The organism is Acidovorax sp. LjRoot38, from assembly GCF_964252975.1.
GTDB classification, from domain to species: Bacteria; Pseudomonadota; Gammaproteobacteria; order Burkholderiales; family Burkholderiaceae_C; genus Acidovorax; species Acidovorax facilis.
The window spans coordinates 423,271-438,187 of the sequence record NZ_CAXUPT020000004.1 but is presented as its reverse complement, the minus strand read 5'-3'; the positions used below and the strand labels follow the sequence as shown (position 1 = coordinate 438,187).

General features: G+C 64.3%; 11 protein-coding genes. 10 read left to right on the top strand and 1 reads right to left on the bottom strand.

The window, feature by feature from the left end:
* Nucleotides 1-23 precede the first annotated feature (23 nt).
* The 3 genes from ACSQ22_RS09715 (at nucleotide 24) to ACSQ22_RS09705 (ending at nucleotide 3,109) form a co-directional block, all read left to right on the top strand.
* Nucleotides 24-1,289, top strand: coding sequence for a TRAP transporter large permease (locus ACSQ22_RS09715; protein WP_121419988.1), 1,266 nt, complete (start codon nucleotides 24-26; stop codon nucleotides 1,287-1,289).
* 58 nt (nucleotides 1,290-1,347) lie between these two features.
* Nucleotides 1,348-2,367: a TRAP transporter substrate-binding protein gene (locus tag ACSQ22_RS09710; RefSeq protein ID WP_108498414.1), complete on the top strand. Its 1,020-nt coding sequence runs from the start codon at nucleotides 1,348-1,350 to the stop codon at nucleotides 2,365-2,367.
* 67 nt (nucleotides 2,368-2,434) lie between these two features.
* Nucleotides 2,435-3,109 carry a GntR family transcriptional regulator gene (locus tag ACSQ22_RS09705; protein ID WP_055398092.1) on the top strand — a complete coding sequence of 225 codons (675 nt, stop codon included), beginning with the start codon at nucleotides 2,435-2,437 and terminating at the stop codon, nucleotides 3,107-3,109.
* 155 nt (nucleotides 3,110-3,264) lie between these two features.
* On the opposite strand, the gene ACSQ22_RS09700 is transcribed toward ACSQ22_RS09705, so the two are convergent.
* On the bottom strand, nucleotides 3,265-4,683 hold the full coding sequence (locus tag ACSQ22_RS09700) for a PLP-dependent aminotransferase family protein (protein WP_055398091.1): 1,419 nt from the start codon (nucleotides 4,681-4,683) through the stop codon (nucleotides 3,265-3,267).
* A 479-nt stretch (nucleotides 4,684-5,162) separates the two neighbouring features.
* Here ACSQ22_RS09700 and ACSQ22_RS09695 point away from each other — a divergent pair, with 479 nt between their 5' ends.
* From ACSQ22_RS09695 to ACSQ22_RS09665, 7 genes are all read left to right on the top strand, one after another.
* Entirely contained in the window at nucleotides 5,163-6,971 is a 1,809-nt protein-coding gene (locus tag ACSQ22_RS09695) for a right-handed parallel beta-helix repeat-containing protein (RefSeq protein WP_436130168.1), read from the top strand.
* Nucleotides 6,972-7,604: 633 nt separating this feature from the next.
* On the top strand, nucleotides 7,605-8,897 hold the full coding sequence (gene gabT, locus ACSQ22_RS09690; RefSeq protein ID WP_436130167.1) for a 4-aminobutyrate--2-oxoglutarate transaminase: 1,293 nt from the start codon (nucleotides 7,605-7,607) through the stop codon (nucleotides 8,895-8,897).
* Nucleotides 8,898-8,940: 43 nt separating this feature from the next.
* On the top strand, nucleotides 8,941-10,041 hold the full coding sequence (locus tag ACSQ22_RS09685) for an ABC transporter ATP-binding protein (protein WP_228895131.1): 1,101 nt from the start codon (nucleotides 8,941-8,943) through the stop codon (nucleotides 10,039-10,041).
* Between the two features lie 66 nt (nucleotides 10,042-10,107).
* Nucleotides 10,108-11,139, top strand: a complete 1,032-nt coding sequence (locus ACSQ22_RS09680; protein ID WP_228895129.1) for an ABC transporter substrate-binding protein — start codon at nucleotides 10,108-10,110, stop codon at nucleotides 11,137-11,139.
* Between the two features lie 34 nt (nucleotides 11,140-11,173).
* Nucleotides 11,174-12,439 (top strand): ABC transporter permease, encoded by a 1,266-nt coding sequence (locus ACSQ22_RS09675; RefSeq protein WP_436130166.1) that lies wholly within the window; start codon nucleotides 11,174-11,176, stop codon nucleotides 12,437-12,439.
* Between the two features lie 21 nt (nucleotides 12,440-12,460).
* Entirely contained in the window at nucleotides 12,461-13,282 is an 822-nt protein-coding gene (locus tag ACSQ22_RS09670) for an ABC transporter permease (RefSeq protein WP_228895125.1), read from the top strand.
* Nucleotides 13,283-13,415: 133 nt separating this feature from the next.
* A complete protein-coding gene (locus ACSQ22_RS09665) occupies nucleotides 13,416-14,906 on the top strand; it encodes an NAD-dependent succinate-semialdehyde dehydrogenase (RefSeq protein WP_436130165.1) in 1,491 nt (496 codons plus the stop codon).
* Nucleotides 14,907-14,917: the final 11 nt, after the last annotated feature.

The following is a 14,917-nucleotide window of genomic DNA, read 5'->3' as shown; positions in this document are numbered from 1 at the left end:
GACCTCTACACCAGGACCCCACCATGATCACCACCCTGTTTTTCCTTGCCGCGTTGCTGGTGGGTGTGCCCATCGGGGTCTGCCTGTGTCTGGCAGGCATGGTCTACATCGTCAGCATCGGAAGCCCGGTGCTGTTCCAGTCGTTTCCGATGCAGATGTTCGGTGGAGTGGACAGCTACGGGCTCATCGCGATTCCGCTGTTCATCCTGATCGGCGAGATCATGAACAGCGGCGGCATCACGCGGCGGCTGGTGGACCTGGCCATGGCCTTTGTCGGCTCGGTCAAAGGCGGGCTGGCCTATGTGAACATCCTGGCCAACATGCTGGTGTCGTCCATCATCGGCTCCGCCACGGCGCAGGTGGCCATCATGTCGCAGGTGATGGTGCCCGAGATGGAAAAGCAGGGCTACGACAAGACCTTTGCAGCCGGCCTCACGGTGTATGGCGGCATGCTGGGGCCCATCATTCCGCCCTCGGTGATGTTTGTGGTCTACAGCGTGCTGGCCCAGGTGGCCGTAGGCGACATGCTGATTGCAGGCATCCTGCCCGGCGTGCTGCTCACCGTGCTGTTCTTTGTCGTGATCGCGCTCATGGGCTTTGTCTACAACTACCCGCGCAGCGAAAAGCGCACGCTGGCCCAGCGCGCGCGCACCGTGGTGCAGGCCAGCCCCACGCTGCTGATCCCCATCATCATCGTGGGCTCCATCCTCAGTGGCCTGGCCAACCCGACCGAATCTGCCGCCGTGGGTGCGCTGGTATCGGCGCTGGTGGGTCGCTATGTGACCAAGGAGTTCCGCTTCAACGCCATGCCCGCCATCCTGCTGCGCTCGGCCATTTACTCGGCCATCGTGCTGTTTCTGGTGGCGGCGGCGGCCGTGTTCTCGTGGCTGCTGATCTACGGCAAGGTGCCGCAGATGGTGGCCGCCTGGGTGCAGACCGTGGCACACGATCCGGTCACCTTTTTGCTGCTCACCAACGTGATCCTGCTGGTCATCGGCACGGTGATCGACGGCATCCCCGGTCTCATCATGACCGCCCCCATCCTGCTGCCGATTGCCACCGAGGTCTATCACATTGACCCGCGCCACTTTGGTGTGGTGATCGTCGTCAACCTGGTGCTGGGGCTGATGACTCCGCCCGTGGGCCTGAGCTTCTTTGTCGCGTCGGCCGTCACCGGGGCCAAGCCAGGAAAGATGTTCATCGTCACGCTGCCGTTTTTCATCATCAGCTGCGTGGCGCTGGTGATGTTGTCGCTGTTCCCCAGCCTGTCGCTCGGTTTGCTCAAGTAGCCCGCCGAGCAACAGATCCCCCGTCCCCCTCCCAAGGTTCTTTCACACGGAGTTCACCATGACGACCACGCCCGCCCACACTGTCACCCGCCGCCACTTCATCCAGCGCCACGCCGTGGCCGCTGCCACCGTCACGGGGCTGGGCTTTCCAGCGCTGGTACGTGCAGCCGATGCCAAGGAGTTTCGCCTGGGGCTGATCACGCCTGCGGGCCACTCCTGGAACCGCGCCGCGCTGCAGTTTGGCGAGGCACTCAAGAAGGAAACCGATGGCCGACTGAGCGTCACGGTCTTCCACTCGGGCCAGCTGGGCAACGAAGCGGCGATGATGCAGCAGCTGCAGTCCGGCGCGCTCGACATGGGCTGGATCCAGGCGGCCGAGCTCGGCTCGCGCGTGTCCAGCATCGCGGCGATCAATGCTCCGTACCTGGTGCGCTCCACGCCTGCCGTGGCCAAACTCGTCAAACACCCATCTGCCACCAAACTGCTCGAAGTGCTGCCGCGCGAGACCGGCACCATCGGCCTGGGCTGGGGCATCACCGGCATGCGCGCCGTGTTCTCCACCAAGGACATCGCCGTGCCCACCGACATCAAGGGCATGAAGCTGCGCATCAACCCCACGCCCGTGTACCGCGACTTCTACCAAATGCTGGGCGCCGCCCCCACGCCCATCCCCACGCCGCAAGTGTTCGACGCGATGAGCAACGGCCAGGTGGATGGGTTGGAGGCGGACATCGAGTTCTCGTGGAACCAGCGCTTCGACAAGGTAGCCAAGACCCTGCTGCAGATGAACGCCCTGTTCATGCCGTTCGCGCCGCTGGTCTCCGGCCGCATCTGGCAGGGGCTGGATGCCAAGGACAAGGACATCATCCGCAAGCTGGTGGCCCAGTCGCTGGATGCGCAGATCAACGACATCGTGACCACCGAGGCCGGGCTGATCGAGAAGTTCAAGGGCACGTCCATCGCCTTCAAGACGGCATCGTCGTTCAACCCCGACGGCATCATCCAGGAGTTCGACAAGCTGTGGCTGCCCAAGGCGCCGCAGATTGCCGAGCTGCGCAAGGCGGGCGCAAGCCTCTGACAGTCCGCAAGGGTCACCGGGGCCGCATCCCATAAGATGCGGCCTCCCGCAACGTCCTTCACGCCCGATGACACTCCGCCGCCCCTCCCCCCAGCAAGACCCCGCGCCCAAGCGGCGCGCGGCGGACGTGGCCTACGACGCCATCGAGACCATGATCTCCACGCTGCAGCTGCAGCCCGGCAGCCCCGTGGTGGAGGCCGAGATCGCCGAGAGCACGGGCCTGGGCCGCACGCCGGTGCGCGAGGCACTGCTGCGCATGGTGTCCATCGGGCTCATCGTGCAGCAGCCCCGGCGCGGGCTGCTGGTGTCGCACATCGACCTGGCCGATCACCTGGACGTGATCCAGACCCGCCGCGTGCTGGAGCGCCTGCTGGCCTCCAACGCCGCACGCCGCGCCACGGCGCCGCAGCGCCAGGCCATCGTGCGTTGTGCGGAAAACATGGTGCAGGCCGCAGCGCGCGGCCACCTCGACGACTACATGCTGGCCGACCATGAACTGGACCTCGTCACCCACCAGGCCAGCCAGAACCACTCGGCCGTCAAATGCGTGCAACCGCTCATCGTGCAGTGCCGCCGATTCTGGTATGCCTACCAGCACGAAGGTGAGGTGTCAGAGGGCGCCCGCGCGCACATGCAGTTGGCGCAGGGCATTGCCAGTGGCGACGAAGCCCAGGCCATTGCCGGCGCGGAGCAGTTGATGGAGTATCTGGAGCGGTTTGCGCGGCGCATCATTGACCGGTAGCACGCGCCACCACGCACACAGCGCCTGCAACCGCGCGGACAGCCTCAGTTCCAAAGGGCAATTGCTCTAATTTTTATAGCTTATCGCGCTTTACCACTAAGCGCTGGCGGCCAAAATGGCCTAAATTTTTCACCCCAGCAGCGGCAACAGCAGGCCTATTCCGACACTTGCTGGCCCAGCAGAATGCGCTGCTCCAGAAAGCGCCACAGACGCTCGTCCTGGCTGAACGCCACGTTAAACCGCAGCCAGCCCGTGGGGCGCGGCTCCACCAAAAACAGCTGACCGGGGCCGAGCATGATGCCCGCACCCGTGGCTTCCTTCGACAGCTCGGCACTGTCGGGCAGATCAGGATGGCGCGCCCACAGGTACATGCCCGCCTCGGGCTCGTGAAACAGCTCGAACCCCAGGTTCAGCAAGCGTCGCCCCACCGTGCGGTGTGCCTCGGCCAGCCGCTCGCGCAGGGACTTGAGGTGCTTGCGCCAGCGCCCATCGGTCACCACGCCAAAGGTGATGCGCTCGGTGATCTCTGACGAGGTCAGGCCCGAGATCATCTTGAGCTGCACCAGCTCATCGAGCAGATCGCGCCGCGCCGCCAGAAAGCCGGTGCGCAGGTTGGGCGAAATCGTCTTGGAGAAACTGCCCAGGTAGATCACACGGTTGAGCTGGTCCAGGCTGGCCAGCGAGGGGCGCACACCAGGGTCCATGTCGGCATAGATGTCGTTCTCTACCAGCATGAAGTGGTGCTGCTCGGCCAGTTGCAGCAGCCGGTGCAAGTGCGCCACCGATGCCACCGAACAGGTCGGGCTTTGCAGACGCGGCTGCGTGAAGAACACCGTGGGCTTGTGCTCGGCCAGCAGGGCCTCTAGCGCCGGCAGGTCGTAGCCGGTGGCGGTGCGCGGCACACCCACCACCTGGGCTCCTGCAAAGCGAAGCATGAACAACAGGTTGGGGTAACCCGGGTCGTCCACCAGCACCACGTCACCAGGCTTGACCATGCGGCGCGCCACCAGGTCCAGTGCCTGGCTGGAGCCCTGGGTCAGCAGCACCTGGTCGGCGTCCACCGCCAGATGGTGTTCGGCCAGCGACTCGGCCACCACCATGCGCAGCGCCATGTGGCCGTGGGGCAGGCCATAGCCATCCAGCTCGGGCCCGTCGGACGACAGCTGACGCATGCTGCGTTTGACCGCATCGCCAAACAGCCAGTCGTGAGGTAACCAGCCGCAGCCGGGTTTCATGGGCAGGTTGCGGTTTTCAAAAATTTGTTTGAGGTACCAGCGCGCATCAAAACGGGGCACCGGCCGCTCGGGCGCACCAGTACCGGGCGACGCGCCCTCATCGCCCCGTCGCTTCACAAAAAAACCTGCATTGGCGCGCGACACCAGCCAGCCCTGCGCCACCAGGCGGTCGTAGGCCTCGACCACGGTGAACACGCTCACGCCGTGGGCTGCCGCAAAGGCGCGGATGGAGGGGAGCTTGGCACCAGGTTTGAGCACCTGGCCAGCGATGAGACCCCGCAGGCCATCAACGATCTGGCTGACCAGCGGTGTCTGAAGATCCGGGCTGAGAGTGAGCATCAAAAGAACAGGGAAAGGGGCCAAATTGTGCACCGGGCCAACACCCGCGAACTCAGGGATTGCTTGTACAGGACGGGGCACCTGCACAGTGTGCTCCCGTCAACAGCGACGCGTGCCTGGAGGTACCACCACGGAACCCGCATCCGGTCCGGCCGGGATGCCCCTATTGTCCGTCAGCCCCACCTACCCTGGGGCAGCGGTCTCCAGCGATTTGCAGGGCTGTGGGATGTCTTGCGCGTTGATGATGCCGCGCTCGAAAAGGCCCGCAGACCGTGAACGGTAGTGCCCAACCGATGGGCGGTATTCAGTCTTTTGTCCGATGCAGCGGCTGTCGGATTGCATCCACCGCCCGTCCCTTTTCCGCCGCCGCAATGCGCACACACCCATGCCCCAGCGATAGGCTTGCCCCCCAACTCGATTGGCATCGGTGACCGCAAATCGGGTTTGAAAACCAATACCCAACACACCGAGGGACACCCATGCTGACACGAACATCTGAACTCAACTCTTCACGGATTTTTCAACCCAGGCCATGGGCCATTGCCTTGGGTCTATGCCTGGGCACAGCCACAGGCCCTGCACTGGCGCAGGCGGCCCACACCCCACCGGCAGGCTACAAGCCGTGCGCCGTCGAGGGACAGAAATGCAGCTTCAGCGGCGCAGCCAACGTGGTCTATGGAGCAGGCACGACCTGGACCAGCCCCCGCAGTTTCACCAACGGTGTCAGTTGCAGCAACGCCACCTTTGGCGACCCCCTGTGGGGTGTGCAAAAGGCTTGTTATGCCAGCGCACCGTCGCCAGCTCCTGCGCCCGATCCCGTGCTGACAGCACCGCCACCGGGCTACACCTTGTGTGCCGTCGAGGGGCAGCAATGCAGCTTTACCGGTACGGCCAAGGTGGTCTATGGGGCTGGCACCACCTGGACTGCCGCGCGCGCATTCACCAACAACGTGATGTGCAACAACGCCACCTTTGGCGACCCCCTGCGGCAGGTGAAAAAGGCGTGCTACGTCAGCAGCCCCGTCCCAACGCCCGCCCCGCCCGCCCCACCGCCAACGCCTCCGGCACCGCCGGCTCCACCGGCGCCTCCGCCAGCACCGACGCCCGGGGGCTCCGTAACGTACTACTTCTCGGACTGCCAGGCGGGCGCCGCCACCGGTTGCGTGCCAGGGAGCAATTCCAACCCCGGCACGCAGGCGGCACCCAAGCAGAACCTCACGGGGATCAATGTCAACACACTGCCTGCGGGCACAGCACTGCTTTTTGCGCGCGGCGGTGCCTGGGTAGTGGGTGTCACCACGTTCGAGAACATGAACGTCCGCGCAGACGCGCCCCTCACCTTCGATGCGTATGGCGCAGGGCCCGCCCCCCTCCTCAACACCAACAACAATGCCATCGCGCCCTTTGAGCTGGGAGGGCGCTATGCCAACACCTCCAACGACGGCGGCTACGTGTTCCGCAATTTGCGACTCCACGGCTCCAACAACTCGGCCTGGGGCTTCTGGCTGAGTGGCAATGTCCGCGACATCGTGATTGAGAACGTGGAGATATCCGGCTTCCAGATTGCCATCCACTCGCAGGCACGCGCTCCCCACGGTGTGAACAACGTGCTGATCCGCAACAACCACATCCATCACAACGGAAGCATGGGCATCCTGGGCCAGTTCCGCAACAGCGTGATCGAAGGCAACCTGATCGAGGCCAACAACTTCAGCGGCAGCGGCTTCAACCACGGCACCTACCTGTCGGGCAGCCATGGACTGAGTGGAACCAACGTCACCTTGCGCAACAACCGCTACATCCGCAACTCGGTGGTCAATGGCATCTGCCAAGGGGGCAACATGACCTTCCACGGCCAGATGGACGGCGTACTGATTGAGGGCAACCGGATTGAGCAGGATGCTGCGACGGATGGCTGCTGGGAGATGTCGATCACGCAGGGGTATGACTCGGCCGAATGGTTCCGCAACTTCGTGGTGCGCAACAACACACTCATCAACGCCGGCAACACGGGCATGGCAGTGCAGTCGGCACCCGGGATCGTGATTGAGGGCAACGTCATCATCAATACGCAGACGACGTTTCAGACAGCCATCAATGTGGGCCACACCGAATTCCAGAATGGCGATGTACCCGATGGAAACGCTGTGGTGCGTAACAACATTGCATGTTTCCCCACACCCCACGCGGGCAGCACGGTGGTGCGCGTGATTGCACCGAACAGTGTGGTCACGAACAACACCATGGTGACCGGGGCGGCTGCAACGACCGGGGTGTGCGCCCGGTAGCAGAGCGTTCTCGTTACGGCCAGCAGAGGCCTCGCAGCACGCTGCGAGGCCTTTTTTGTTCTTAGAACCTGTTCAAGATCTTTTCAGGGTCGCACAAGTACCTTGCCGGGATGGGATGCAAGGCGCGGTGCGCAGTTGATAGCTTGGCTATCAGCAAGCGCCGCAACGCCGCAGACCGCCCGGCAAGGCACTTGCCCGCAGGGTTGGAGTGAAATCGGGCGATTGGACGGCTCAGCTGCTTGCATGGGCATGAGCCCATGCGGCGCATCCGAAGCTTCCACGTCCATCACGATGGCACTCCAATGCGGTCCCTGAAAAGATTTTGAACAGGTTCTTACGCACTGTTTTGGAAGATGGCAAGCGGCCCGCCGCTGCATCCCGATACAAGACCCTTCAATCCCCCGGGTGCCCGGTTTTCCTGCAGATCAGCGTGGGGGATTGCACTACGGCTGCGCAAAAGGGGCTGCATTGTGCACCGTGTTGGCGCACACCAAATCAGGGATTGCCTGTACAGGATGGAGGACCTGCACAGTGCGCGCAAAACAGCATGCCGGTGTACATGGACGGGCCGTGGCGCGAATTCCAGAATTCGCCCATTCCTTCATTTCGTGTTCAACCCACCCGCCCACCGCCATGCAGCAAGACCGCCACTTCACCAACGCCGCCCTCCTCACCCGCCGCCATGCCGCTGTGGCCCGGGGCGTGGGTCAGGCCCATGAACTCTTCGTACAGAAGGCGCTTAACGCCGAGCTGTGGGATGTGGAGGGCCGCCGCTTCATCGACTTTGCCGGTGGCATCGCCGTGCTCAACACCGGCCACCTGCACGCCGGAGTGATCGCTGCAGTCAAAGCCCAGCTGGAGCTGTACACCCACACCTGCTTCCAGGTGGTGGCGTACGAGCCCTACGTGGAAGTGTGCGAGCGCCTGAACACCCTGGCCCCCGGCGCGTTTGCCAAGAAGAGCCTGCTGCTCACCACGGGCGCCGAGGCTGTGGAAAACGCCATCAAGATCGCCCGCGCCTACACCAAACGCCCCGGCGTGATCGCCTTCACGGGCGGCTACCACGGCCGCACCAACCTCACGCTGGGCCTTACCGGCAAGGTCGCGCCTTACAAGATCGGGTTCGGCCCCTTCCCTGGCGAGATGTACCACGCCCTGTTCCCCAACGCGCTGCATGGCGTCAGCGTGGAGCAGGCCCTGCATTCAGTGGAGCTGATCTTCAAGAACGACATCGAGCCCGAGCGTGTGGCAGCCTTCATCCTTGAGCCCGTGCAGGGCGAAGGCGGCTTCTACGTGGCGCCACCCGAATTCGTCACCGGCCTCAAGGCCCTGGCAGACCGCTACGGCATCCTGCTGATCGCTGACGAAGTGCAGACCGGCGCTGGCCGCACCGGCACTTGGTTTGCATGCGAGCAATGGCCCGTGGCGCCCGACCTCATCACCACTGCCAAATCACTGGCAGGCGGCTTCCCCTTGTCTGGCGTGGTGGGCCGCGCCGACGTCATCGACGCCCCTGCAGCCGGTGGCCTGGGTGGCACCTATGCGGGCAGCCCCGTGGCCTGTGCCGCAGCGCTGGCGGTGATCGATGCGTTTGAAAAGGAAAACCTGCTGGCCCGCAGCCAGGACATGGGTGCGCTGCTGGTCAGGGCACTGAAAGAAATGGCCGCCACAGTCCCCGCCATCGGCGATGTGCGCGGCCTGGGTGCCATGGTGGCGATCGAGGTGTTCGAAGACGGTGATGTCCACCGCCCCGACGCCGCACTGACCAAGAAAGTCGTCGCCGAAGCCGCCAAGCGCGGGCTCATCCTGCTGTCGTGCGGAACGTATGGCAACGTGATCCGCATCCTGGTGCCGCTGACCGCCTCCAACGAGCTGCTCGAAGAGGGCCTGGCCATCCTGGCCGACAGCTTTGCCGCGCTGGGCTGACATGCGACCCGACCTTCATTCTGCTTACAAGGTGCCCCCAACCATGAACCCATCAGCAGAGCCCCTGGTCCGCTTCAGCGGTGTGCAAAAGACGTACGACGGTGAACAACTGGTGGTGCGCTCGCTAGACCTGGACATCCAGCGCGGTGAATTCCTGAGCCTCCTCGGGCCCTCGGGCTCGGGCAAGACCACCACACTGATGATGCTGGCGGGGTTTGAGTCCCCTACTGCGGGCGACATCCTACTCGATGGCAAGCAGATCACCGGCACGCCGCCCCACAAGCGCAACTTTGGCATGGTGTTCCAGAACTACGCGCTGTTCCCCCACCTCACCGTGGGTCAGAACGTGGCTTACCCGCTTACCGTGCGCAAGGTGCCCAAGGCCGAACAGGCCGAGCGTGTGAAGAAGGCGCTGGACATGGTTCGCCTGACCGGCATGGCCGACCGCCTGCCCACGCGCCTGTCGGGCGGCCAGCAGCAGCGCGTGGCGCTGGCCCGCGCCCTGGTGTTCAACCCCCAGCTGGTGCTGATGGACGAGCCCCTTGGCGCGCTGGACAAGCAGCTGCGCGAGCATATGCAGATCGAGCTGAAAGAACTGCACCGCCAGCTGGGCGTGACCTTTGTCTACGTGACCCACGACCAGGGCGAGGCCCTGACCATGAGCGACCGCGTGGCGGTGTTCAACGAAGGGGTCATTCAGCAACTCGCCGATGTGGAAACCCTGTACGAAGCGCCATCCAACCGATTCGTGGCCGGCTTTGTGGGCGACAACACGGTGCTTTCGGGCACCCTGCAAGGCGCGGGCGCCGACACCGCCATCCAGCTGCCAGGCGGCTACCTGTTGCCGGGTGTGAACGTGAACCAGGCCGCACTGGGCTCTGCCGTGCATGCCTGTGTTCGGCCCGAACGCATCGTGCTGCATGCGCATTCCGAGTACCCCAAAACCTCGGCAATTCCCGCCACGGTGGCGCGCGCCATCTACTACGGCGACCACCTGCGCCTGATGTGCGACCTGGGCCATGGCCAAGAGCCCGCCACGGTGAAGGTGGCGCTGGCTTCGTCCGCTAGCAACCCCCATCCACAGCCGGGTGATGCCGTGCTGCTGGAGTTCCCCCCGGTCTCCACGCGCATTTACGTGGTCTGACCACCGGCACAGCCACACCCTTTTCCCGTCCCCTGTTCCTCCACAACCCTAAGGAAAAACTGCACCATGAAAAAGAGCCTTATAGCCTGCGCCTCTCTGGCCGCCTGCCTGGCACTTCCCAGCTTCGCGCAGCAGCAACTGACCGTCGTGAACTTTGGTGGCGCCAACGCCAACGCGCAGAAAAAGGCGTTCTACGAGCCCTATGAAAAGCTGGGCAACAAGATCGTGGCCGTGGAATACAACGGCGAGCAGGCCAAGATCAAGGCCATGGTCGAGGCCAAGAAGGTGACCTGGGACGTGGTGGAGCTGGAGTCACCAGACGCTGCACGCGGCTGCGACGAGGGCCTGTATGAAAAACTCGATTACAGCAAGATCGTGAGCAAGTCAGACCTACTGCCCGCTGCGGTGTCCGACTGCGCCGTGGGCATCTTCGTGTGGTCCACCGTCATGGCCTACAACGGCGACAAGCTCAAGACCGCCCCCACGAGCTGGGCCGACTTCTGGGACACCAAGAAGATCCCTGGCAAGCGCGGCATGCGCAAGGGTGCGCGCTACAACCTCGAATTCGCGCTGATGGCCGATGGCGTGAAGCCCGCCGATGTGTACAAGGTGCTGGCCACCAAAGACGGTGCCGACCGCGCCTTCAAGAAGCTGACCGAACTCAAGCCCAACATTCAATGGTGGGAAGCAGGTGCCCAGGCGCCGCAGTTCCTGGTGGCGGGCGACGTGGTGCTGACCACCGTGTTCAACGGCCGCATCGACGCGGCCAACCGCGAAGGCCGCAATCTCAAGATCTACTGGCCCGGCGGCATCTATGACCTGGACTACTGGGCCATCCCCAAGGGCACGCCGAACAAGGACGCGGCGGTGAAGTTCATCGCCTACACCATGCAGACGGCCAACCAGGCTGCTTACGCGCAGAACATCGCCTATGGTCCGGCCAACACCACGGCCCTCGCCAAGCTGGACAAGAAGGTGCTGGACGATCTGCCTACCTCGGCGAGCAACGCCAAGGAAGCCATCCAGTTCGGCGTGAGCTTCTGGGCCGACCAGGGCGAGGCGCTGGAGAAACGCTTCGCAGCCTGGGCCACCCAATAAGTCAGAAAACCGCACCCTCGGAGCACAAGACACCATGCAAGCCTCTTCTGCCATCGCCCCCGCCGCGCTTGCGCTGGACGCCCACGGACCCGGCGCACTGCGCAAGGCGCTGTCGCGTGCCGAAGCGCGGCGCAAATGGCGGGCCTTTGCCCTGACCCTGCCCTTGCTGGTGTTCTTGCTGCTCACGCTGCTGGTCCCCATTGCCGCGCTGCTGCAGCGCGGCGTGGAGAACCCCGAGGTCGCCAACACGCTGCCCGCGACCATCGAGGCCTTGCATGGCTGGGACCGCCATGAGGCACCAAACCCCGCTGCCTATGCCGCGCTGATCAAAGACCTGGCCCGCCTGCCCGACAGCTCTGATGCAGGTGCCCTGGCGCGCAGGCTGAACTCGGAAGTGCCTGGAGCACGTTCGATGGTGATGGGCGCTTTCCGCGCCCTGCCCCTGCAGGGCACGCCCGAGTCCATCCGCGACCAGCTGATCGACAAGGATGCACGCTGGGGCGAAGCGCCTTTCTGGCGTGCCATTGCCAAAAACGGGGCGCGCTGGACGCCCGACTACCTGCTCGCCTCGGTGGACCTGCAGCGCGATGCGCTTGGCCAGGTCGAACGCATGCCCGAGGAGCAGCGCGCGTTTGGCGGCATCCTGCTGCGCACCTTTCACATCAGCTTTGTGGTTACGGTGCTGTGCCTGCTGCTGGGCTACCCGCTGGCCTGGTGGCTGGCCTCGCTGCCCGCACGCCAGGCCAATGTGCTGATGATTCTGGTCCTTGTGCCGTTCTGGACGTCGATCCTGGTGCGCGTGGCCGCATGGATCGTGCTGCTGCAGTCCGAGGGGCTGGTCAACCGGGGGTTGATGGGCCTGGGCGCCATTGCCGAGCCTTTGCCACTGCTGTTCAACCGCACGGGCGTGGTGATTGCCATGGTGCACATCCTGCTGCCCTTCATGGTCCTGCCGCTGTACAGCGTGATGAAAAGCGTGCCACCCACCTACCTGCGCGCTGCGGTGTCGCTGGGCAGCTCGCCCATCGCCGCGTTCTTTCGGGTGTATGTGCCCCAAACCTACCCGGGCATTGGTGCTGGGGCGCTGCTGGTTTTCATTCTGGCCATCGGCTACTACGTCACCCCCGCGCTGCTGGGCGGGGCCGACGACCAGATGCTGAGCTACTACATCGCCCGCTACACCAACGTCGAAGTGAACTGGGGCATGGCCTGCGCGCTGGGCGCCCTGCTGCTGGTCGCCACCTTACTGCTCTACGGCGTGTACCGCCGGTTCGGCAAAGCCGAATTGAGCCTGGGCTAACCGCTTCAAATGACACTCACCATGCGCCATCTTCTGCCCCAATTCCCACTGTACGCCACGTTGGCCGACAAGCTCGGCTGGTGGGCGGTGCGCGCCCTGTGCGTGGCCGTGCTCGTGTTCCTGCTGACCCCCATCCTGGTGATGGTGCCGCTGTCGTTCTCCGAGAGTTCATTCCTGGCCTACCCCATTCACGGCTGGTCGCTCAAGTGGTACCGCAACCTGTTCGAATCCGCCGAGTGGGCGCGCGCCACGCGCAACAGCTTTATCGTGGCCCCGGCCGCCACGTTGATCGCCACGGCCCTGGGCACACTGGCGGCGGTGGGGCTGTCGCGCGCCGACTTCCGATTCAAGGGCTTGCTCATGAGCATCCTGATTGCGCCCATGGTGGTGCCCATCATCGTCGTGGGCGTGGCCACCTACCTGTACTTTGCGCCGCTGGGCCTGGCCGACAGCTACTTCGGGCTCATCATCGTGCACGCCGCCCTGGGCGCACCTTTTGTGCTGACCACCGTGTTGGCGACTCTGGCAGGCTTCAACCACAACCTCGTGCGTGCCTCGCTAAGCCTGGGTGAGACGCCGTTCAACACTTTCTTTCGCGTCACGCTGCCTGTGATTGCACCGGGCGTGATCTCCGGCGCGCTGTTTGCGTTTGCCACGTCGTTTGATGAAGTGGTGGTCACCCTCTTCCTGGCCGGTGCCGACCAGTCCACACTGCCGCGCCAGATGTTCAACGGCATCCGCGAGAACATCTCGCCCACCATTGCCGCCGTGGCCACGCTGCTCATCCTGTTCACCACCAGCTTGCTGCTGGCGCTGGAGTGGCTGCGCGGTCGCCGTGCCTGATATGCCCCTTGCCGCCCGGGAGTTCACATCGGCGACATGCGGCCGTCGCCCAGGCGGCTGACAATGCCCGCTGCCGCTTCGTGCGTGAACCTCGATCTGCCCACGTTTAGCCCCCTTTCTCAAGGACCATCCCATGGACATGAAGACATCCCCCCTCGCCCAACTCAACGACCCCAGCCTGCTCAAGACCGATGGCCTGATCAACGGCCAGTGGGTGGCGGGAAGCAGCCGTTTTGATGTGAACGACCCGGCCACGGGCCTCAAGCTGGCGGACGTGGCCAACCTGGGCCCGAAAGACGCAGAAGCCGCCATTGCCGCCGCCAACGCCGCCTGGCCTGCCTGGAAGACCAAGACCGCCAAGGAGCGCAGCATCATCTTGCGCAAGTGGTTCGACCTGCTCATGGCCAATCAGGACGACCTGGGCCGCATCATGACCGCCGAACAAGGCAAGCCCCTGGCCGAAGCCAAGGGCGAAGTGGCCTACGGCGCGAGTTTTGTGGAATGGTTTGCCGAAGAGGCCAAGCGCATCAACGGCGAGACCCTGCCCCAGTTTGACAACAACCGCCGCCTGCTGGTGCTCAAGCAACCCATCGGCGTGTGCGCGGCCATCACGCCATGGAACTTCCCGCTGGCCATGATCACCCGCAAGGTCGCGCCTGCGCTGGCTGCGGGCTGCCCCGTGGTCATCAAGCCAGCCGAGCTGACACCACTCACAGCCCTGGCCGCCGCCGAGCTGGCCATCCGCGCGGGTATTCCGGCCGGTGTGTTCAACATCCTGCCCGCAGACAGCGACAACTCCATCGCCATCGGCAAGGTGCTGTGCGCGAGCGACGTGGTGCGCCACATCAGCTTCACGGGCTCCACCGAAGTGGGCCGCATCCTGATGGCGCAGTCCGCCCCCACGGTCAAGAAGATGTCGCTGGAACTGGGCGGCAACGCGCCCTTCCTCGTGTTTGACGACGCCGACATCGACAGCGCCGTGGAAGGCGCCTTTGCCAGCAAGTACCGCAACGCGGGCCAGACCTGCGTGTGCACCAACCGCTTTTATGTGCAGGAAGGTGTGTACGACGAGTTCGTGGCCAAGTTCGCCGCCAAGGTCAAGACAGCCAAGGTGGGCAACGGTTTTGAAGCTGGGGTGAACCAGGGCCCGCTGATCGAGGAAGCGGCACTAACCAAGGTGCAGCGCCACGTGGACGACGCGCTGGCCAAGGGCGGCCAGGTGGTGGCCGGCGGCCAGCGCCTCACCAGCCTGGGCTCCGGCCAGTTCTTCGAGCCCACGGTGGTCGCCAACGCCACGGCCGACATGCTCTGCGCGCGCGAGGAAACCTTTGGCCCCTTTGCCCCGGTCTTCAAGTTCACGACCGAGCAGGAAGCCATCGACGCGGCCAACAACACCGAGTTTGGCCTGGCCAGCTACTTCTACAGCCGCGACGTGGGCCGTATCTTCCGCGTGACCGAGGCGCTGGAATACGGCATGGTGGGTGCCAACGTGGGCATTCTGGCCACCGAGCACGTGCCCTTTGGCGGCGTCAAGCAGTCGGGCCTGGGCCGCGAAGGCTCGCACTACGGCATGGACGACTACGTGGAGATCAAGTACCTGTGCCTGGGGGACATTCAGAAATAAGCAGCCCCACA

What these genes read in the sequence shown, in the direction of transcription:
- ACSQ22_RS09715 (WP_121419988.1), top strand. Translation starts at nt 24, where the DNA reads ATGATCACCACCCTGTTTTTCCTTGCCGCGTTGCTGGTGGGTGTGCCC.
- ACSQ22_RS09710 (WP_108498414.1), top strand. Translation starts at nt 1,348, where the DNA reads ATGACGACCACGCCCGCCCACACTGTCACCCGCCGCCACTTCATCCAG.
- ACSQ22_RS09705 (WP_055398092.1), top strand. Translation starts at nt 2,435, where the DNA reads ATGACACTCCGCCGCCCCTCCCCCCAGCAAGACCCCGCGCCCAAGCGG.
- ACSQ22_RS09700 (WP_055398091.1), bottom strand. Translation starts at nt 4,683, where the DNA reads ATGCTCACTCTCAGCCCGGATCTTCAGACACCGCTGGTCAGCCAGATC.
- ACSQ22_RS09695 (WP_436130168.1), top strand. Translation starts at nt 5,163, where the DNA reads ATGCTGACACGAACATCTGAACTCAACTCTTCACGGATTTTTCAACCC.
- gabT (WP_436130167.1), top strand. Translation starts at nt 7,605, where the DNA reads ATGCAGCAAGACCGCCACTTCACCAACGCCGCCCTCCTCACCCGCCGC.
- ACSQ22_RS09685 (WP_228895131.1), top strand. Translation starts at nt 8,941, where the DNA reads ATGAACCCATCAGCAGAGCCCCTGGTCCGCTTCAGCGGTGTGCAAAAG.
- ACSQ22_RS09680 (WP_228895129.1), top strand. Translation starts at nt 10,108, where the DNA reads ATGAAAAAGAGCCTTATAGCCTGCGCCTCTCTGGCCGCCTGCCTGGCA.
- ACSQ22_RS09675 (WP_436130166.1), top strand. Translation starts at nt 11,174, where the DNA reads ATGCAAGCCTCTTCTGCCATCGCCCCCGCCGCGCTTGCGCTGGACGCC.
- ACSQ22_RS09670 (WP_228895125.1), top strand. Translation starts at nt 12,461, where the DNA reads ATGCGCCATCTTCTGCCCCAATTCCCACTGTACGCCACGTTGGCCGAC.
- ACSQ22_RS09665 (WP_436130165.1), top strand. Translation starts at nt 13,416, where the DNA reads ATGGACATGAAGACATCCCCCCTCGCCCAACTCAACGACCCCAGCCTG.